The following is a 19,407-nucleotide window of genomic DNA, read 5'->3' as shown; positions in this document are numbered from 1 at the left end:
TCTTGCATCCTGCCTGCGGGGTTCAGCCGATGGTGATCGGCGGCAGCTCCGGCAGCTCGATGGCCAGGGACTGCTTGGGCGCCAGGACCTCGGCCTCGCCGTCCACCACCTGCTCGGCGTTCTGGTTGAACACGCGGGTGGCGATGCGCACGCGGTTCTTCGGCAGCTTCTCGAGGATTTCCAGTTCCACGGTCAGGGCGTCGCCGAGCTTCACCGGGCGGGTGAATTTCAGTTGCTGGCCGAGGTAGATGGTGCCCGGGCCGGGCAGTTCGCAGGCGATGGCCGCGCTGATCAGGGCGCCGCTGAACATGCCGTGGGCGATGCGCTCCTTGAAGATCGTGCCGGCCGCGTACTCGGCATCCAGGTGCACCGGGTTGCGGTCGCCGGAGAGGGCGGCGAACAGCTGGATGTCACGCTCCTCGACTGTCTTGGCGTAGCTGGCCTTCTGGCCGACTTCGAGGGCGTCATAGGTGAAGTTGGTTACCTGGGTCATGGGGTCTCCTTGTTCGGTTGGCAGTAGCGACTGTGGGCAAGGGCATGCTCCAGCCAGTCGAGCAGGTGGGCGGTCACCTCGTCACGGTTGGTCTCGTTGAGCAGCTCGTGGCGGGCATCGGGGTAGATCTTCAGTTGCACGTCCTTCACCCCGGCCTCGCCCAGGGCGCGGGCGAGGTCGTCCAGGCGGCGACCGTCGCTGACCGGGTCGCGCGCGCCGCCGACCACCAGCAACGGCAGGTCGGGGTCGATCTGCGCCAGGTTCTTCACCGGGGTGATGGTCTGAAGCCCGCCGAGCAGGTCGAGCCACAACTGGTTGGTGCAGCGGAAGCCGCACAGCGGGTCGTTGACGTACTTGTCCACTTCGTCCGGGTCGCGGCTGAGCCAGTCGAAGGGCGTGCGGTTGGGCTTGAAGGCCTTGTTGAAGGAACCGAAGGATAGGAACTCGATCAGCGCGCTCCGGCCGTTCGGGCCCTGGCGCCAGCGCTCCAGCCGCGCCACCACGGCGGCGGCGCGGTAGAGCCCCACCGGCTGGTAGTTTGAGCCGGAAAGGATCGCGCCCTGCAGGCTGCAGCTGTGCTGCATCAGGTAGGCCTGGCCGATGTAGCTGCCCATGCTGTGGCCGAGCAGGACGATCGGCACCTGCGGGTGCTGCTGGCGGATGTGGTGGTTGAGGCTGGCCAGGTCGCCGACCACCTTGTTCCAGCCGTCGTGCTCGGCGTACAGGCCGAGGATGCCGTGCTGGGCGGTGCGACCGTGGCCGCGCTGGTCGTGCACGTAGAGCTCCAGGCCCGCCGCCACCAGGGCCTGGCCCAGGCGCGCGTAGCGGCCACCGTGCTCGGCCATGCCGTGGGCGACCATCACCACGGCCCTTGGCGGGGCATCGCCGCTCCAGCGGTTGACGTGCAGCGAGGCGCCATCGCTGGCGGTGAGCCAGAAAGCATCGTGGGGCATGGCCAATCCTTGTGGCGTTGGGGTGTCGACGCATTGTGCACGGGCGGCCTGGCGGCGCAAAGCTCGGCAGGTGGCTGACCGATCGGTTCCCTGCGGGACCGCCCGGGCAGCGGGTGGTCAGGGTGCCGCGGGCCGCTCAGGCACGGGCGATGGCGGCAAGATTCACACTGTCTATGACGCGTTCGCGAGTATTTGCGTACGGGTGCGGACCTGCTAATTTCCGGGCAGTCCCGCTCGCGGGCCAGACACATTCAGGGCAAAGAGGATAAGAACAATGCAACCTGATTTCTGGAGCGACAAACGCCCTGCTGGCGTCCCCGACCAGATCGACCTGACCGCCTATCGCTCGGTGATCGAGGTCTTCGAACGTTCCTGCAAGAAATTCGCCGACCGACCGGCCTTCAGCAACCTCGGCGTCACCCTGACCTACGCCGAGCTCGACCGCCTCTCCGGCGCCTTCGCCGCCTACCTGCAGAAGCACACCGACCTCAAGCCGGGCGACCGCATCGCGGTGCAGATGCCCAACGTGCTGCAGTACCCGATCGCCGTGTTCGGCGCCCTGCGCGCCGGCCTCATCGTGGTCAACACCAACCCGCTGTACACCGCCCGCGAGATGCGCCACCAGTTCAAGGACGCCGGCGTGCGCGCGCTGGTCTACGTCAACCTGTTCGGCAAGCTGGTGCAGGAAGTGCTGCCCGATACCGAGATCGACTACCTGATCGAAGCACGCATGGGCGACATGCTGCCGGCCCTCAAGGGCTGGCTGGTCAACACCGTGGTGAAGAAGGTCAAGAAGATGGTGCCGGACTACCACCTGCCCCAGGCCGTGTCCTTCAAGGCCGCGCTGAAGCAGGGCCAGGGCCACGCGCTGAAACCGGTGAAGGTGGGCCTGGAGGACATCGCCGTGCTGCAGTACACCGGCGGCACCACGGGCGTGGCCAAGGGCGCGATGCTCACCCACGGCAACCTGGTGGCCAACATGCAGCAGGTGGACGCCTGCCTCTCGCAGCTGGGCCCGGACGGCCAGCCGCTGATGAAGCAGGGCCAGGAGATCATGATCGCGCCGCTGCCGCTCTACCACATCTATGCCTTCACCGCGAACTGCATGTGCATGATGGTCAACGGCAACCACAACGTGCTGATCACCAACCCGCGCGACATCCCAGGCTTCGTCAAGGAGCTGAAGAAGTGGCGCTTCTCCGCGCTGCTGGGCCTCAACACCCTGTTCGTCGCGCTGATGGACCACCCCGAGTTCAAGGACCTGGACTTCTCCAACCTCAAGGTCACCAACTCCGGCGGCACCGCGCTGGTCAAGGCCACCGCCGAGCGCTGGCAGTCCATGACCGGCTGCTCCGTGGTCGAGGGCTACGGCCTCACCGAAACCTCGCCCGTGGCCAGCACCAACCCCTACGGCAGCCTGGCGCGCCTGGGCACCGTGGGCATCCCGGTGCCGGGTACCGCCTTCAAGGTGATCGATGACGAAGGCGCCGAGCTGCCCCTGGGCGAGCGCGGCGAGCTGTGCATCAAGGGCCCGCAGGTGATGAAGGGCTACTGGCAGCGCGAGGAGGCCACCGCCGAGGTGCTCGACGCCGAAGGCTGGCTGAAGACCGGCGACATCGCCGTGATCGACCCGGACGGCTACGTGCGCATCGTCGACCGCAAGAAGGACCTGATCATCGTCTCCGGCTTCAACGTCTACCCCAACGAGATCGAGGACGTGGTCATGGCCCACCCGAAGGTGGCCAGCTGCGCGGCCATCGGCGTGCCCGACGACAAGTCCGGCGAGGCGGTGAAGCTGTTCGTCGTGGCCCGCGAGGGCGGCCTCAGCGTCGACGAGCTGAAGGCCTACTGCAAGGCCAACTTCACCGGCTACAAGGTGCCCAAGCACATCGTCCTCAAGGACGCCCTGCCGATGACGCCGGTCGGCAAGATCCTCCGTCGCGAGCTGCGCGACATCGCCTGACCCTTCCCCCCATCCCCGGCCCGCGAGGGCCGGCGGATGCACGGCGATCCCTCTGCGACGCCTTCTGCACGCCGATTAGAGACGTTACTCTAAAGATGACCGAAATCATTGCATTCGGTCATTTTAATGACTCGTTGGGCCTTGTTTGGCTCTGGTCGCCCATTTGCAAAGCTGCTACTCTCGGCGCGTTTTTTTGCCCTGGAAAGGGCCGAAACGACCGCACAGAACACAACAAACAACTGCCTCGTGCAGTGAAGATCAGCTGTTGCTTAGGAGTGGGCTTCCATGACCGAAAATTTCTGGAAGGACAAGTATCCAGCAGGCATTCCTGCGGAAATCAATGCCGACGCGTACCCCAATATCCAGGCGGTATTGAAAGAGTCCTGCCAACGCTTTGCCGACAAGCCCGCTTTCAGCAACCTGGGCAAGACCATCACCTACGGTGAGCTCTACGAGCTGTCCGGCGCCTTCGCGGCCTACCTGCAACAGAACACCGACCTGCAACCCGGCGATCGCATCGCCGTGCAGCTGCCGAACGTGCTGCAGTACCCCATCGTGGTCTTCGGTGCCCTGCGCGCCGGCCTCACCGTGGTCAACACCAACCCGCTGTACACCGCGCGGGAGATGGAGCACCAGTTCAACGACGCCGGCGCCAAGGCCCTGGTCTGCCTGGCCAACATGGCCCACCTGGCCCAGGACGTCCTGCCGCGCACCGGCATCAAGCACGTCGTGGTCACCGAAGTCGGCGACATGCTGCCGGCGCTCAAGCGCCTCTTGGTCAACAGCGTCGTCAAGTACGTGAAGAAGATGGTCCCGGCCTATCACCTGCCCCAGGCGGTGAAGCTCAACGATGCCCTGGCCAAGGGCCGTGGCAAGCCGGTCAAGGACGCGTCCCCGGCTGCCAGCGACATCGCCGTGCTGCAGTACACCGGCGGCACCACGGGCGTGGCCAAGGGCGCGATGCTGACCCACCGCAACCTGATCGCCAACATGCTGCAGTGCAAGGCGCTGATGGGCGCCAACCTCAATGAAGGTTGCGAGGTGCTGATCACGCCGCTGCCGCTGTACCACATCTACGCCTTCACCTTCCATTGCATGTCCATGATGCTGACCGGCAACCACAACGTGCTGATCAGCAACCCCCGCGACCTGCCGACCATGGTCAAGGAGCTGTCCAACTGGAAGTTCACCGGCTTCGTGGGGCTCAACACCCTGTTCGTCGCCCTGTGCAACAACGAGGACTTCCGCAAGCTCGACTTCTCCGCCCTCAAGCTGACCCTGTCCGGCGGCATGGCCCTGCAGCTGGCCGCGGCCGAGCGCTGGAAGGACGTCACCGGCTGCGCCATCTGCGAAGGCTTCGGCATGACCGAGACCAGCCCGGTGGTGTCGGTGAACCCGTTCCAGAGCATCCATATCGGCACCATCGGCATCCCGGTCCCCTCGACCCTGTGCAAGGTGGTCGACGACGAGGGCAACGACCTCGCCATCGGCGCCATCGGCGAGCTGTGCGTCAAGGGCCCGCAGGTGATGAAGGGCTACTGGCAGCGCCAGGACGCCACCGACGAGATCCTCTCGGCGGACGGCTGGCTGAAGACCGGCGACATCGGCCTGATCCAGGAAGACGGCTACATGCGCATCGTCGACCGCAAGAAGGACATGATCCTGGTCTCCGGTTTCAACGTGTACCCGAACGAGCTGGAAGACGTGCTCGCCACCCTGCCGGGCGTGCTGCAATGTGCCGCCATCGGCATCCCGGACGAGAAGTCCGGCGAGGCGATCAAGGTCTTCGTGGTGGTCAAGCCGGGTGCCAGCCTGACCAAGGACGAGGTGATGCAGCACATGCGCGCCAACGTCACCGGCTACAAGATGCCCAAGGCCGTCGAGTTCCGCGACAGCCTGCCGACCACCAACGTCGGCAAGATCCTGCGCCGTGAACTGCGTGACCAGGAACTGAAGAAGCTCAAGGGCTGATCCGTTGTGCATGAACGAGCCCCGCACCCGCGGGGCTTTTTCTTTTCTCCGCCGCCTTGGCCTCCGTAGGATGGGTAGAGCTCCGCGAAACCCGTCACCGCTTAGTCGCTGACTGCTCCGCAAGTTGGCGCGGGGCTACAAGTCCGATCCCGCCTGCAACGCCTCGACGCCCCATTTCCCGCCCGCTAGAGTGCCGACTCTTCGCGACCGCCCTGGAGCCGGCACATGCCCTTGCCCGATCTCAACCTGCTGGTCGCCCTGGACGTGCTGCTCGACGAAGGCAGCGTCGCCGGGGCGGCTCGGCGCATGCACCTGAGCGCCCCGGCCATGAGCCGGACGCTGGCCCGCATCCGCGAGGCGGTGGGCGACCCGATCCTGGTGCGCGCCGGTCGCGGCTTGGTGCCAACGCCCCGGGCCCTGGAGCTGCGCGAGCAGGTGCGCGACCTGGTGGAGCGCGCCAGCGGCCTGTTCCATGCCGACCGGGTGGACCTCGCCAACCTGGAGCGCACCTTCAACATCCGCACCAACGACATCTTCATGGTCTGCTACGGCGGTCGCCTGTTCGAGCGCGCCCACCGCGAGGCACCAGGCACGGTGCTGCGCTTCGTCCCGGAGATCGACGGCGACGACGACGCCCTGCGTGCCGGGCGCATCGACCTGATGGTGGGCGCCTCGCTCACCCTGGGGCCGGAGATCAAGTCCCAGGGCCTGTTCGAATGCCGTTTCAGCGGCCTGGTGCGCGAGGGCCACCCGCTGCTGGAAGGCCCCCTCGACGTCGAGCGCTTCGCCGCCTGCGAGCACATCAGCGTGTCGCGCCGGGGCCTGGCGAAGGGCCCCATCGACCAGGCGCTGGCGGAACTCGGCCTGTCGCGCAAGGTGGTGATGATCGCCCCCAGCTTCTTCTCCGCCGTGCTGGCGATGCTGGATTCGGACCTGATCCTGCCGATGCCCGACCCCGTGGTCGCCACCTGCCAACGGCTTGGCCTGCCCCTGCGCGCCTTCGAGATCCCCCTGCCGCTGGCGACTGTGCGCGTGCGCCAGTCCTGGCACCCACGCTTCGACAGTGATCCGGCGCACCGCTGGCTGCGCCAGCTGATCAAGCGCTGTTGCGAGGACGGCCTGCCCGGTTGAGCAGTGGAGCGCCCATCCCCGCTGGCGTGCGCACGCCGTTCTCCCCGTCATCCCCGAACGCGGGGACCCACTGAATCTATCCGTGCGCCGTGCGCACTCATGAATTAGAAATATTGCAATTTTCGGCATGCCATGGCCGTCCATAGACTTTCCGCGTACCCCTGAAACCCGGAAAGCCCCATGTCTTGCATGCACTCGCGCGCCCTCGGAGCACCGCTCCGATGAACGTGCCCCTGTCCCTGCCCCAGGCCGCCGCCAAGCCCGCGGCCGCTCCGGTGCCGACGCCCTTCGGGCTGCGCATCGTCGTCGGCCTCGTGGGCGTGTTGCTGGCGGTGCTGGTGGCCGGCTTCAACGAGAACGTCACCAAAATCGCCCTGGCCGATATCCGGGGCGCCATGGGCATCGGCCGTGACGAAGGCACCTGGCTGCTGGCGCTCTACGCCGCGCCCTCGGTCTGCGCCATGGCCTTCGCCCCCTGGTTCTCGGTGACCTTCTCCCTGCGCCGCTTCACCCTCGCCGCCATCGGCGCCTTCATGCTGCTGGGCCTGCTCGGCCCCCTGGCGCCCAACCTGCAGTGCCTGATGGCCCTGCGTGCCCTGCAGGGCCTGGCCGGCGGTGCGTTGCCGCCGATGCTGATGACCGTGGCGCTGCGCTTCCTGCCCGCCAACATCAAGCTCTACGGCCTGGCCGGCTACGCCCTGATCGCCACCTTCGGCCCCGGCCTGGGCACGCCGCTGGCGGCGTTCTGGGTGGAGTTCGTCGGCTGGCGCTGGGCCTTCTGGCAGATCGTCCCCATGAGCCTGCTGGCCATGCTCGCGGTGGCCTGGGGGCTGCCGCAGGACCCGCTGCGCCTGGAGCGCTTCCGCCAGTTCGACTGGCTGGGCCTGCTGCTGGGCTTCCCCGCGCTGTCGATGCTGGTGGTCGGCCTGGTGCAGGGCGACCGCCTGGACTGGTTCGAGTCGCCGCTGATCCGCCTGCTGCTGGGCGGGGGCACCGTGCTGCTGGTGCTGTTCCTGCTCAACGAGTGGAAGCACCCGCTGCCCTTCTTCAAGCTCCAGTTGCTCAAGCTGCGCAACCTCAGCTTCGCCCTGTTCGTGCTGGGCGGTGTGCTCTTCGTGCTGCTGGGGGTGATCAGCGTGCCCTCCGCCTACCTGGCCCAGGTGCAGGGTTACCGGCCTCTGCAGAGCGCCCCGGTGTTCCTCGTGGTCGCCCTGCCGCAACTGCTGGCGCTGCCCCTGGTGGCGGCCCTGTGCAACCTGCGCCGGGTGGATTGCCGCTGGGTGCTGGCTTGCGGCCTGGCCATGCTCGCCGTTGCCTGCTGGCTGGGCTCGGGGATGACCTCGGCCTGGGCCCGCGAGGACTTCTACCTGGTGCAGGCGTTGCAGATCTTCGGCCAGCCCATGGCGGTGCTGCCGCTGCTGATGCTCTCCACCGGCAGCATCACGCCGCCGGACGGCCCTTTCGCCTCGGCCTGGTTCAACACCATCAAGGGTTTCGCCGCGGTGCTGGCCGGCGGCGTGCTGGAAGCCCTCGGCACCCTGCGCCTGCACCTGCACTCCACCCAACTGGTGGACCGCCTGGGCAACGGCCCGCTGCTGGAGGAGGGCGCGCAACTGGCCCGTCGTGTCCACCAGCAGGCCTCGGTGCTGGCCTCCGCCGACCTCTACCTGTGCCTGGCCGTCCTGGCGGCCGCGCTGATCATCGCCATCCCCTTCGTGCCCACGCGCATCTACCCGCCGCGTGCCCCGAGCTAACGGAAGAATCACCATGACCGACACACACAACCGTACCCCCCTGATCGTCGGCGCCTTGCTCGCCGGCGCCGGCCTCATCGCCTGGAGCGCCTGGCACTTCACCGCCGGCAGCGGGGGCGAAGGCACCAACGACGCTTTCGTCCAGGCCGACTTCACCCTGGTGGCCCCCAAGGTCTCCGGCTTCATCGGCGAGGTGCTGGTGGAAGACAACCAGCCGGTGACGGCCGGCCAGTTGCTGGCGCGCATCGACGACCGCGACTACCGCGCCGCGCGCTCCGGCGCCCGCGCCGCAGTGGCCAGCGCCGAGGCCAGGCTGGCCAACGCCCGCGCCACTCTGGAGCGCCAGGACGCGCTGATCCGCCAGGCCGAGGCCACGGTGGAGGCGGACCGCGCCGAGATGGCGTTCGCCCGCCACGAGCTGGAGCGCTACCAGCACCTGGCCGGGCAGGGCGCCGGCACCCTGCAGAGCGCCCAGCAGGCGCGCAGCCGCTTCGACACCAGCCGCGCGCGCCAGGCCGAACACACCGCCGCGCTCTCGGCCACGCGCAAGCAGACCGACATCCTCGCCGCCCAGCGCGACGCCGCCCAGGCCGCCCTGGAACAGGCCCGCGCCGGCCTCGAACGCGCCGAGCTCGACCTTTCCCACACCGAGTTGCGCGCCCCCATGGACGGTACGATCGGCCGCCGCGCGGTGCGGGTCGGCGCCTTCGTCAGCCCCGGCCAGGCCCTGCTGGCGGTGGTGCCCCTGGCGCGGGCCTACGTGGTCGCCAACTTCCAGGAGACCCAGCTCACCCACATGCGCCCCGGCCAGGCGGTGCAGGTGACCGTGGACAGCTTCCCCGGCGAGGTGCTGCAAGGCCATGTGGAGAGCATCGCCCCGGCCACCGGCGTGACCTTCGCCGCCATCGCCCCGGACAACGCCACCGGCAACTTCACCAAGGTGGTGCAGCGCATCCCGGTGAAGGTCCGCCTCGACGAGGGCCAGCCCCTGGCCGCGCGCCTGCGGGTGGGCATGTCGGTGGAAGCCGACGTGGACACCCGTGGCGAGCCCGAGGCCCTGGCGGGGGTGAACTGAGATGCGTCGACACGCGACTCTGCTGGTCCTGGCGATGGGCCTCGGCGCCTGCAGCGTCGGCCCGGACTTCACCCGGCCCGATGCCGCCCTGGCGCTGGTGGCCCTCTACCGCGCACTCGTTAGCGGTTGGCAGGCGCTGGACGGGGAGGAGGCGGCGCCAGGTGCCTGATGGCTCCGGGGAAGGCGATCGCGAATGAATCCGCTCCCACAAAAGGGCGGCGGCGCTGTGCGCCGCTTGGCGACTGAAGTCGCCCCCACACAACGGCACAACGCTTCACACAGGAGCTGATGGATGCGTAGGGGTGGAGGTCGCTTTCTACCTCCACCAAGCGGAGCCAGGAGCTGCGCGTCGTCACGCCGGGAACGATCCAGCATGTCTCCACTCGCTCAACCCACCGCTTCGCTAGCTCTACCGAACGGTATGACCTCCCGTCGCTCGCGCCCGTTTCCAGCATTGCGACAGCGGTGGATTCGCATAACCTGCGCCGGTCCGCGGGCCCGTGGCCCGCACCGTTGCGCTTCCTGGGGGACCTCCATGCGTATGAACGTGCGTCGAATCCTCCTGGCCTGGATGCTGGGAATTGTCGTCGTCGGCCCGACCGTGGCCGCTGAAAACCCGTCCGCGAAACCGGTGATCGGTTCCGCCTCGCCGCAGGCCGTGACGGGCCGCCCGCTCAGCGTGCTGTTCGTGGGCAACAGCTACACCTTCTACAACGACCTGCCGCGCATGGTCCGGCAGATGTCGCTCGATGCCGCCCAGCCGCGCCCGCTGGACGTGCGCGACGTCACCTTCGGCGGCGCCAGCCTGGAGGCCCACTGGAACCGCGGCGTGGTGCAGCAGGTGCTGGCCAGCCAGCACTGGGACTACGTGGTGATCCAGGACTTCAGCACCATGCCGGTGGACAACCCCGAGAAGACCCGCAAGTACGTGCGCCTGATGGCCGCCGAGGCACGCAAGGCCGGCGCCCAGCCGATCCTCTACCTGACCTGGGCGCGCCAGGCGAACCCGGCCATGCAGGCGCAGCTCGATGCCGTCTACACCGGCCTGGCCAACGAGACCCACGCGCTGCTGGCCCCGGTCGGGCAGGCCTGGAAGCAGGCTCTGGCGGCCACCCCGCAACCGCACCTGTTCATCGAGGACGGCAGCCACCCGAGCTACAGCGGCAGCTACCTGACCGCCTCGGTGTTCTATTCGCTGATCTACGGCGTGCAGCCGCCGGCTCCGTCGTCCGAGCAGGCCGCGCGCCTGGACCACGACAGCAGCAGCGCCCTGCAGGGCTTCGCCTGGAATTCCCTGCAGGCCCAGGACCTGGCCCTGCGCACCGTCCCGGCCGAGCTGCGCACCCTGCCGATCACCGCCACCCGCTGACCCGCTCCACCCCGCGCCGCCGAGCCATCGGCGCGCGGGCGCTTCCCGGTGCGGTGCGGGGGCGGAATCTGCGACAATCGCGCCTTTGCCACGATTGCCCAGCGCCTGATGACCGACATCGCCTCCCTGCACAAGAACCTCGACCACGCCCTGATCGCCGACCGCCATCGCCTGCGCCGTCAGCTCCACGAGCTGCACAAGAAGCCGGACGAGGCGAAGCTCGCCCAGTGGCTGGAACGCTTCCAGGCTTCCTGCGCCAAGGTCGAGGCCCGTCGCGCCAGCGTGCCGCGCATGCGCTACGACGACGCCCTGCCCATCGCCGCCAAGCGTGACGAGATCAAGGTCGCCCTGGAGAAGCACCAGGTGCTGGTGATCGCCGGCGAGACCGGCTCGGGCAAGACCACCCAGCTGCCGAAGATCTGCCTGGAGATCGGCCGCGGCACCCACGGCCTGATCGGCCACACCCAGCCGCGCCGGCTGGCCGCCCGCAGCGTGGCGACCCGCGTGGCCGAGGAGATCGGCACGCCCCTGGGCGAACTGGTGGGCTACCAGGTGCGCTTCGAGGACCAGTCCAACGAGCGCAGCCTGATCAAGCTGATGACCGACGGCATCCTCCTGGCCGAGACCCAGCACGACCGCCTGCTTGAGCGCTACGACACGATCATCGTCGACGAGGCCCACGAGCGCAGCCTGAACATCGACTTCCTCCTGGGCTACCTGAAGACCCTGCTGCCGCGCCGCCCGGACCTGAAGCTGATCATCACCTCGGCGACCATCGACCTGGAGCGCTTCTCCAAGCACTTCGGCGATGCGCCCATCGTCGAAGTCTCCGGCCGCACCTACCCGGTGGAGACCTGGTACCGGCCCCTGGCCGCCGAGGTGGACGAGAACGGCGAGCCGCTGTTCGACGACCTGTCGGTGGACCAGGGCATCCTCCGCGCCCTGGACGAGATCGCCGACCACGAGCGCGCCGAAGGCAAGCGCCCGGGCGACGTGCTGGTGTTCCTCCCCGGCGAGCGCGAGATCCGCGACGCCGCCGAAGTGCTGCGCAAGGCCAACCTGCGCCACACCGAGGTGCTGCCGCTCTATGCACGGCTGACCCCGGCCGAGCAGCAGAAGATCTTCGCGCCCATGCCGGGCCGCAAGATCGTGCTCGCCACCAACGTCGCCGAAACCTCGCTGACGGTGCCCGGCATCCGCTACGTGATCGACAGCGGCACCGCGCGCATCAGCCGCTACAGCTACCGCGCCAAGGTCCAGCGCCTGCCCATCGAGGCCGTGTCCCAGGCCAGCGCCAACCAGCGCAAGGGCCGTTGCGGCCGGGTCGAGCCGGGCATCTGCGTGCGCCTGTACAGCGAGGAGGACTTCCTCGGCCGCCCGGAATTCACCGACCCGGAGATCCTGCGCACCAACCTGGCGGCGGTGATCCTGCAGATGCTCCACCTGCGCCTGGGCGACATCGCCGACTTCCCCTTCATCGAACCGCCGGACGGCAAGGCGGTGAGCGACGGCTTCACCCTGCTGCAGGAACTCTCGGCGGTGAACCGCGAGGGCCAGCTCACCCCCCTGGGCCGCCAGCTGGCGCGCCTGCCGGTGGACCCGCGCCTGGGCCGCATGCTGCTGGAAGGCGCCAGCCAGGGCAGCCTCGACGAGGTGCTGCTGATCACCAGCGCGCTCTCGGTGCAGGACCCGCGCGAACGGCCGATGGATCGCCAGCAGGCCGCCGACCAGGCCCACGCGCAGTGGAAGGACGCCGATTCCGACTTCGCCGCGCTGGTCAACCTCTGGCGCGGCTTCGAGGAGCAGCGCCAGGCACTGGGCTCCAACGCGCTGCGCACCTGGTGCCGCAAGAACTTCCTCAACTACATGCGCCTGCGCGAGTGGCGCGATGCCCACCGCCAGCTGACGCTGATCTGCCGCGAACTCAAGCTGACCCTCAACAAGGAGCCGGCGGACTACCCGCGCGTGCACAAGGCGCTGCTCTCCGGCCTGCTCAGCCAGATCGGCCAGAAGAGCGAGGACGGCGACTACCTCGGCGCCCGCCAGCGGCGTTTCTGGATCCACCCCTCCACCGTGATCGCCAAGAAGCGCCCGCAGTGGATCATGGCCGCCGAGCTGGTGGAGACCACCAAGCTGTTCGCACGCATGGTCGCCAAGATCGACCCCGACTGGCTGGAACCCCTGGCCGGCCACCTGGTGAAGAAGAACCACCTGGAGCCGCACTGGGAGAAGCGCCGTGGCCAGGTCGTGGCCTACGAGCAGGTCACCCTCTACGGGCTGATCGTGGTCGGCCGTCGCCCGGTGCACTACGGCCCCATCGACCCGCCGGTGGCGCGCGAACTGTTCATCCGCGAGGGCCTGGTGCGGGGCGAGATCCACAGCCGCGCCAAGTGCCTGGCCGCCAACCGCCAGTTGCTGGAACGGCTCGACGAGCTGGAGGCCAAGGCCCGCCGCCGCGACATCCTCGCCGACGAGGAAACCCTCTTCGGCTACTACGCCGCGCGCCTGCCCGAGGACATCTACCAGACCGCCAGCTTCGAGAAGTGGTACGAGCGCGAGCGGGCGAAGGACCCCGAGCTGCTGATCATGCGCGAGGAGGACGTGCTGGCCCGCGAAGCCAGCGAAGTCACCGCCGCGCAGTACCCGGACACCCTGCGCATCGGCGAGCTGCAACTGCCGCTGGACTACCACTTCGAACCCGGCCACCCGCGTGACGGCGTGACCCTGCGGGTGCCTGCACCCCTGTTGCCGCAGCTGCCCGCCGAGCGCCTCGACTGGCTGGTGCCCGGCCTGCTGGAAGCCAAATGCGTGGCTCTGGTGCGCAACCTGCCCAAGGCCATCCGCAAGAACTTCGTGCCGGTGCCGGATTTCGTGAAGGCCGCGCTGGCCAAGCTGGCCTTCGCCCAGGGCTCGCTGCCCGAGGCGCTGGGCCGCGAACTGCAGCGCATGACCGGCGCCCGCGTGCCCGAGGAGGCCTGGGCGGAAGCCGCCGGCCTGCTGGAGCACCACCTGAAGATGAACATCGAGGTGGTAGACGCGCGCGGCAAGTTCCTCGGCGAAGGCCGCGACCTGGCCGAGCTGACCGCGCGCTTCGCCGAGGCCAGCCAGGCCGCCCTGGCCATCCCGCAGAAGCAGGGCGAGCAGCGCCCGGTGGAAGCCAAGGGCTTCGCCCAGGTGGCGGAGAAGACTCAGCAGAAGGTCGCCGGCCTGTCCATGACCGTCTACCCGGCGCTGGTGGAGGAGGGCGGCAGCGTCAAGGAAAGCCGCTTCCCCACCCAGGCTGAGGCCGACTGGCAGCACCGCCGCGCCCTGCAGCGCCTGCTGCTGCAACAGCTGGCCGAGCCGGCCAAGTACCTGCGCGGCAAGCTGCCGGGCCTGACCGAGCTGGGCCTGCTGTACCGCGACATGGGCCGGGTCGACGCGCTGGTGGAGGACATCCTCCTGGCCAGCCTCGACAGCTGCATCCTCGACGGCGAAGCCAGCCTGCCCCGCGATGGCGCCGCCCTGGCCTCGTTGGCGGAGAAGAAGCGCGGTGCCTGGGCCGAGCACGCCGAACGCCTGGCCCGCCTGACCCTGGACATCCTCAAGCTCTGGCATGGCCTGCAGAAGCGCTTCAAGGGCCGCATCGACTTGGCCCAGGCGGTGGCGCTCAACGACATCAAGGCGCAGCTGGGCAACCTCGTGTACCCCGGTTTCGTCCGCGAGACCCCGGCCGAGTGGCTGAAGGAAGTGCCGCGCTACCTCAAGGCCATCGAGCAGCGCTTCGACAAGATCGGCGCCCAGCTGCAGCGTGACCGCGTCTGGTCCGGCGAGCTGGCCGGCTACTGGGAGCAGTACCAAGCGCGCCTGGCCAAGCATGCCCAGGAAGGCAAGCGCGACCCCGAGCTGGTGCTGTACCGCTGGATGCTGGAGGAGTACCGCGTGTCCCTCTTCGCCCAGCAGCTGGGGACGAAGATGCCGGTCTCCGACAAGCGTCTCAACAAGCAGTGGACCCAGGTGGAGGGTTGATCCGTGAGTGATGTGCTGTTCGAAATCCGCCCCATGAGCCCCGAGCTGTACCGCGAGAAGACCCGGCGCATCGCCATCGGCATCGCCGTGCTCTTCATCGCCCTGGCCATGCTGTTCGCCACCGCCAGCGTGCAGCTGTTCGGCACCCCCGGTGGCGACAACTTCCGCTGGAACCTGGCCGGCGTGCTGGCCGGACTGGCGGTGACCGTGGCCCTGGTGCGCCTGCAGTTCTGGCCGCGCCCGTTCATGGCGCCGGCGGTCTATGGCTGGGGGCTCAAGCGCAGCCTGATGCGCGTCACCAACCTGATGCACCGGGTCAAGGCCGGCGTTGCCGTGAACGACCCGGCGGCGATGAAGCTGCTGCGCTTCTACCACCAGGGCGTGACCCAGATGCACCAGCTGGACGGCAACACCTCCGACCTCAGCCAGATGGTCCGCGAGATCGATGCGCACCGCGAGGCCATGCTGGCCCTGGGGCTCGACCCGGAGCAGGGGCGCCTGGAGCGCGACTGGCTGGACGCGGTCAAGCGCTTCGGCTGAACCGCCGTCTGCCGGGTTCCCGCGTTCGCGGGAATGACGGTCACGGAAGACCTGCCGCGTTCGTCGTCATCCTCGCGAACGCTGGGAGCCACTTGAACAGCATCACCCCACAGGGACGACCCCATGCCTTCCACCCTCGAACTCGTCGCCGACCTGGTGAACCTGATCGCCGTGCTGCTGGCGGCGCGCAACAGCGTGCACACCTGGTCCAGCGGCATCCTCGGCTGCGTGCTGTTCGGCTGGTTGTTCTTCGAGTCCCAGCTGTATGCCGACGTCACCCTGCAGGGCTTCTTCATCGTCACCAGCGCCCTGGGCTGGTGGGCCTGGTTGCGTGGCAACGCCGGCACCCAGCTACCAGTGAGCCGCACCGCGCCAGGCACGCTGGCGTGGATGGCGGCCCTGGCGGTGGTTGTGGCGCTGGCCTACGGGGCGCTGCTGCACCACTTCACCGACGCCTACGCACCGCTGGTGGACTCCCTGGTGCTGACCTTCAGCGTGCTGGCGCAACTGCTGCTGATGCGCCGGCGCCTGGAGAACTGGTACGCCTGGCTGCTGGTGAACACCCTGGCGGTGCCGCTCTACGCCTCCCGCGAGCTGTACCTCACCGCCGGGCTCTACACGCTGTTCTGGTGCAACGCCTGGTACGGCCTGTACCGCTGGCGCCGTGAGCTGCGCGAGGCCGCCGCGCCGGTGGCCGGACAGGAGCCGGCCTGAGATGAGCGCGGCCTTCCGCACCGGCCTGGTGGTGGGCAAGTTCTCGCCGCTGCACCTGGGCCATGAGCGGCTGATCCGCGCGGCCCAGGGGCAATGCGAGCGGCTGTTGCTGCTCTGCTGGTCCCTCCCCGAACTGCCGGGTTGCGAGGCCGGGCGCCGCGAGCGCTGGCTGCGCCTGCGCTTCCCGGAGTTGCAGGCCGAGGTGGTCACCCCGGCCCGCATCCAGGCCTGGCGGGAGCAGGGCAAGCACCTGCCCGACCTGCCCCACAACGACGCCCCCGAGTTCGAGCCGCGCCAGTTCGTCGCCGAGTTCTGCCAGGCGGTGTTCGGCACCACGGTGGACGCGGTGTTCACCAGCGAGGGCTATGGCGAGGGGTTCGCCGCGCACCTGGCGGGTGTCTTCGGGCACCCGGTGCGGCACGTCTGCGTCGACCCGCAGCGCCTCGCCGTGCCCGTCTCCGGCACCCGCCTGCGCGCCGACCCGCACGGGTTGCGGGACTTCCTCGCCCCCGAGGTGCACGCCGACTTCGTCGAACGGATCGTCCTGCTCGGCGGCGAATCCACCGGCAAGAGCAGCCTCGCCATCGCCCTGGCCGCCGCGCTCGACGCGCCTTGCGTGGCCGAATTCGGCCGCGAGCACTGGGTGGCGAAGGACGGCCAGCTGGAGTACGACGACCTGCTGCACATCGGCCGAACCCAGGTGGCGCGGGAAGACCAGGCGGCACTCACGGCCGGGCGATACCTGGTCTGCGACACCTCGGCGCTGACCACGCTGTTCTACAGCCAGGCGATGTTCGGCCGCGCCGAGGCCGAGCTGGCCACCCTGGCCGAACGCCCCTATGCGCACACCTTCCTCTGCGCCGACGACTTCCCCTTCGCGCAGGACGGTACCCGCCAGGACGACAGCTTCCGCCGTCGCCAGCAGGCCTGGTACCGCGCCGAACTGCAACGCCGCGGCTGGCCCTTCCAGGTACTCACCGGCCCGCTGGAGGCGCGGGTGGAGCAGGTGCTGGATGCCCTGCACGGTGGCTCCCCTGGCTGAAGCCCGGGCTACGGGGCGGCTGCTCCTGTGGGAGCGGATTCATCCGCGATTGATGCCACTCCGATGGCCTACGGCGCGGAGCCGAGCCCTGTATCGTTGGGTTTCGTCCCTCTACCCAACCTACGGTGACTGCCAATGATCAAGAACGGCATGCGTCCCATCCATCCCGGTGAAATCCTCCGTGAGGAATTCCTCGTGCCGCTGGACATGAGCGTCAACGCGCTGGCCGGTGCCTTGCGCGTTCCGGCCACCCGCCTGCACGAGCTCGTCAAGGAGCGTCGCGCCATTTCCGCCGATACCGCGCTGCGGCTGGCCCGCTACTTCGGTGGCGAGGCGCAGTCCTGGCTCAACCTGCAGGCTGCCTATGACTTGCGGGTCGCCGAGCTGGACCACGGTGCGGAAATCGAGGCCGATGTGTCCCCTCGCGTCGCCTGACTCGTGGGTGGGTTTGTCTACAGGGAAAACCGTCACCGATTCGACAGGGTGCCTTTCCGCTCCCAGGTGGAGTGAATGCTGGCGAGCAAGGGACGGATGGCTTTGGCGCCCCGAAATCCGCGCTGCTATGTTCAATCCGCTGTCCCTGCCGTCTTTCCTTCGGCGACCGTCAATGGAGTGACCCATGAAACTGGCCGAGATTCATGACGACGTGTTCATGTGCAACATCATGGTGTTCGCCGGGCATGGCGGGTTCTGCCGGGTCTACCGTAATCGCCCGAGGATGATCACGGTGCCGTCGAACACCACTATCACCTTCTGGTGCCCTGACCAGAGCGGCCAATTTTCCAGCCTGAGCACGCTGGACAATGACATCGGCAAGCTCATCGACGTGACCAATGGGCTGTCGGAGATGTGCAAGACGATGCGTGCTAGCAATGATCGTCTGCCCGTCACCTATGAAGCCGGTGATCAGATCAAGAACTACGTGCTGATGTCGCCACAGAGTCTGCAGCTAGGTGAGGCCCGCTCCCTGTCAAGGTTGGTGACGGTGCAGCAGAGCGGCATCGGTTCGACCAAGGGCGTGTTCCTGGAGGACCTCCTGTATGAATTCAGCGGCAGGAACTGCCATTGGGCGGCATGTCGCGAAGTGATCAATCTGAGCGACGTCATTATGGAGGGCGGGGAGCTGGTCAGAAACTGACGGGCTCCACAGAGAAAGGCCGCCGCTGGAGTGATCCGGCGGCGGCCTTTTTCGTTGGGCTGGCTCAGGCCATTGCCAGGCGGGCGTCGCGGCGTTTTTCCAGGCGCAGGGCGAAGAAGGCGACCGCAAGGGCGAGGATCGGCAGGCTGGCGGCGGCCCAGGGCAGGGCGGTGAGGCCGGGGCCAGTGCGCGGCCCCATGGGCGGGTGCGCATCAGCTGCAACGTGCCCATCGGCCGGCAGTACCTGATCCCGGTGCTGCCGGAGTTCCTCGCCCTGTAACCGGAGGTGACCCTCGACATCAGCCTCACCGACGCGGTGGTGGACCTGCTGGAGACCCGCGCCGACGTGGCGATCTGCGGCGGCCAGGGCGGGCACCTGCCGACACGGGTGCGGGTGTTGCTGGACTTTCTGGCCGAGCGGATGCGCCTTCCCTAGAGAGGCTTCTCCGCCCAGGTGGCGAGGAAGGTCGGCAGGTACCTGTCGATCACGAAGCGCGGGTTCGGCTGGGCGTCTTCGTGGAAGCCGCGCAGCACGAAGCCGGCTTCCAGCTGCCCGCCGATCTGCTGCGCCAGGCTGTGGCCGAACACCAGGGCCTCGCCGCGTTCGCGCTTAGCCGCCAGCTCCTCTGGACCCAGGTCGTCGAGGTCGGAATAGGGCAGGGTGAAGCGCGGCTTGATCAGGCCCTGCTCGGCATGGTGCGGATCGCGGTCGGCGACGAACACCACCGGGTTGTAGAAGCTCGACAGCAACCGGCCGCCGGGGCGCAGGACGCGGAAGCACTCGCGCCAGACGGGGCGGATATCCGGCACGTAGAGGTTGGAGATGGGGTGGAACACGCAGTCGAAACGCGCGTCGGCCAGGGCCGAGAGGTCGCGCATGTCGCCTTGCAGGGTTTCCAGCTGCAGGCCGTCTCGCCCGGCCACCTCGCGGTCGCGGGCGAGCTGCTCGGCGGAGGCATCCAGCACCAGCACCTCGGCACCGGCGGCGGCCAGTACCGGGGCCTGCTGGCCGCCACCGGAAGCCAGGCAGAGGATGCGCAGCCCGCGCACCTGGGGGAGCCAGCCGGCGGGCAGCGGGCCGGGCGTGAGGCGCACCTGCCAGTCGCCCGCGCGGGCGGCGGCGATGGTGGCGGCGTCCACGGGGCGCGACCATTCGCAGTGTTGCCGGGCCTGGCGGTTCCAGGCGGCGCTGTTGTGCTGGAGGATGTCCAGTGCGGGCTTGTGGCGGGGCATGTGGCGTTCCTTGCGGGGGTGGT

At 68.5% G+C, this 19,407-nt stretch carries 18 protein-coding genes; 14 read left to right on the top strand and 4 right to left on the bottom strand.

Going from position 1 to position 19,407, the window contains the following annotated elements:
* Positions 1-22 precede the first annotated feature (22 nt).
* Together WFQ67_RS21160 and WFQ67_RS21155 are read right to left on the bottom strand one after the other, a co-directional pair.
* Positions 23-493, bottom strand: a complete 471-nt coding sequence (locus tag WFQ67_RS21160; RefSeq protein ID WP_021219258.1) for a MaoC family dehydratase — start codon at positions 491-493, stop codon at positions 23-25.
* Complete coding sequence (locus tag WFQ67_RS21155; RefSeq protein ID WP_213628717.1) at positions 490-1,446, bottom strand: alpha/beta hydrolase; 957 nt, start codon at positions 1,444-1,446, stop codon at positions 490-492. The genes WFQ67_RS21160 and WFQ67_RS21155 overlap by 4 nt, the downstream gene beginning before the upstream one ends.
* Positions 1,447-1,720: 274 nt before the next feature.
* Between WFQ67_RS21155 and fadD2 the strand changes: the two genes are divergently transcribed.
* The 13 genes from fadD2 to WFQ67_RS21090 all read left to right on the top strand — a co-directional run bounded on the left by fadD2 (position 1,721) and on the right by WFQ67_RS21090 (position 18,151).
* Entirely contained in the window at positions 1,721-3,409 is a 1,689-nt protein-coding gene (gene fadD2 / locus WFQ67_RS21150; RefSeq protein WP_213628718.1) for a long-chain-fatty-acid--CoA ligase FadD2, read from the top strand.
* Between the two features lie 285 nt (positions 3,410-3,694).
* Positions 3,695-5,380, top strand: coding sequence for a long-chain-fatty-acid--CoA ligase FadD1 (gene fadD1, locus WFQ67_RS21145; protein ID WP_337058092.1), 1,686 nt, complete (start codon positions 3,695-3,697; stop codon positions 5,378-5,380).
* Between the two features lie 225 nt (positions 5,381-5,605).
* On the top strand, positions 5,606-6,511 hold the full coding sequence (locus WFQ67_RS21140) for a LysR family transcriptional regulator (RefSeq protein ID WP_285962332.1): 906 nt from the start codon (positions 5,606-5,608) through the stop codon (positions 6,509-6,511).
* A gap of 221 nt (positions 6,512-6,732) precedes the next feature.
* Positions 6,733-8,265 carry an MFS transporter gene (locus WFQ67_RS21135; RefSeq protein WP_337058091.1) on the top strand — a complete coding sequence of 511 codons (1,533 nt, stop codon included), beginning with the start codon at positions 6,733-6,735 and terminating at the stop codon, positions 8,263-8,265.
* A 13-nt stretch (positions 8,266-8,278) separates the two neighbouring features.
* Positions 8,279-9,340, top strand: coding sequence for an HlyD family secretion protein (locus WFQ67_RS21130; protein ID WP_337058090.1), 1,062 nt, complete (start codon positions 8,279-8,281; stop codon positions 9,338-9,340).
* 1 nt (position 9,341) lies between these two features.
* Positions 9,342-9,509 carry a hypothetical protein gene (locus tag WFQ67_RS21125; RefSeq protein WP_213628722.1) on the top strand — a complete coding sequence of 56 codons (168 nt, stop codon included), beginning with the start codon at positions 9,342-9,344 and terminating at the stop codon, positions 9,507-9,509.
* Between the two features lie 372 nt (positions 9,510-9,881).
* Positions 9,882-10,709: an SGNH/GDSL hydrolase family protein gene (locus tag WFQ67_RS21120; protein WP_337058089.1), complete on the top strand. Its 828-nt coding sequence runs from the start codon at positions 9,882-9,884 to the stop codon at positions 10,707-10,709.
* Between the two features lie 108 nt (positions 10,710-10,817).
* The gene (gene hrpA, locus WFQ67_RS21115) at positions 10,818-14,717 is read left to right on the top strand and encodes an ATP-dependent RNA helicase HrpA (protein ID WP_337058088.1); all 3,900 of its coding nucleotides are present in this window, start codon (positions 10,818-10,820) and stop codon (positions 14,715-14,717) included.
* Between the two features lie 15 nt (positions 14,718-14,732).
* On the top strand, positions 14,733-15,257 hold the full coding sequence (locus WFQ67_RS21110; protein ID WP_337058156.1) for a DUF3087 domain-containing protein: 525 nt from the start codon (positions 14,733-14,735) through the stop codon (positions 15,255-15,257).
* 123 nt (positions 15,258-15,380) lie between these two features.
* Positions 15,381-15,971: a nicotinamide riboside transporter PnuC gene (gene pnuC / locus WFQ67_RS21105; RefSeq protein ID WP_107328602.1), complete on the top strand. Its 591-nt coding sequence runs from the start codon at positions 15,381-15,383 to the stop codon at positions 15,969-15,971.
* 1 nt (position 15,972) lies between these two features.
* Entirely contained in the window at positions 15,973-17,013 is a 1,041-nt protein-coding gene (locus tag WFQ67_RS21100) for an AAA family ATPase (protein WP_337058087.1), read from the top strand.
* Positions 17,014-17,148: 135 nt separating this feature from the next.
* A complete protein-coding gene (locus tag WFQ67_RS21095) occupies positions 17,149-17,448 on the top strand; it encodes a HigA family addiction module antitoxin (protein WP_213628726.1) in 300 nt (99 codons plus the stop codon).
* Positions 17,449-17,632: 184 nt separating this feature from the next.
* Positions 17,633-18,151, top strand: coding sequence for a putative adhesin (locus WFQ67_RS21090; RefSeq protein WP_111260623.1), 519 nt, complete (start codon positions 17,633-17,635; stop codon positions 18,149-18,151).
* Between the two features lie 64 nt (positions 18,152-18,215).
* Here the strand turns inward: WFQ67_RS21090 and WFQ67_RS21085 are convergent, their stop codons facing one another.
* Complete coding sequence (locus WFQ67_RS21085) at positions 18,216-18,350, bottom strand: hypothetical protein (protein ID WP_280527453.1); 135 nt, start codon at positions 18,348-18,350, stop codon at positions 18,216-18,218.
* Positions 18,351-18,437: 87 nt separating this feature from the next.
* On the opposite strand from WFQ67_RS21085, the gene WFQ67_RS21080 reads away from it, so the two are divergent.
* On the top strand, positions 18,438-18,587 hold the full coding sequence (locus WFQ67_RS21080) for a hypothetical protein (protein WP_213628727.1): 150 nt from the start codon (positions 18,438-18,440) through the stop codon (positions 18,585-18,587).
* Here WFQ67_RS21080 and WFQ67_RS21075 read toward each other — a convergent pair.
* Positions 18,584-19,384 carry a class I SAM-dependent methyltransferase gene (locus WFQ67_RS21075; RefSeq protein WP_337058086.1) on the bottom strand — a complete coding sequence of 267 codons (801 nt, stop codon included), beginning with the start codon at positions 19,382-19,384 and terminating at the stop codon, positions 18,584-18,586. The two genes, WFQ67_RS21080 and WFQ67_RS21075, sit on opposite strands and share 4 nt — an antisense overlap.
* Positions 19,385-19,407: the final 23 nt, after the last annotated feature.

Origin of the sequence: Pseudomonas sp. USHLN015 (assembly GCF_037153275.1) — a bacterium.
Taxonomy (GTDB): domain Bacteria; phylum Pseudomonadota; class Gammaproteobacteria; order Pseudomonadales; family Pseudomonadaceae; genus Metapseudomonas; species Metapseudomonas tohonis.
The sequence above is the reverse complement of the archived record's forward strand: the minus strand, read 5'-3'. Positions and strand labels throughout refer to the sequence as shown.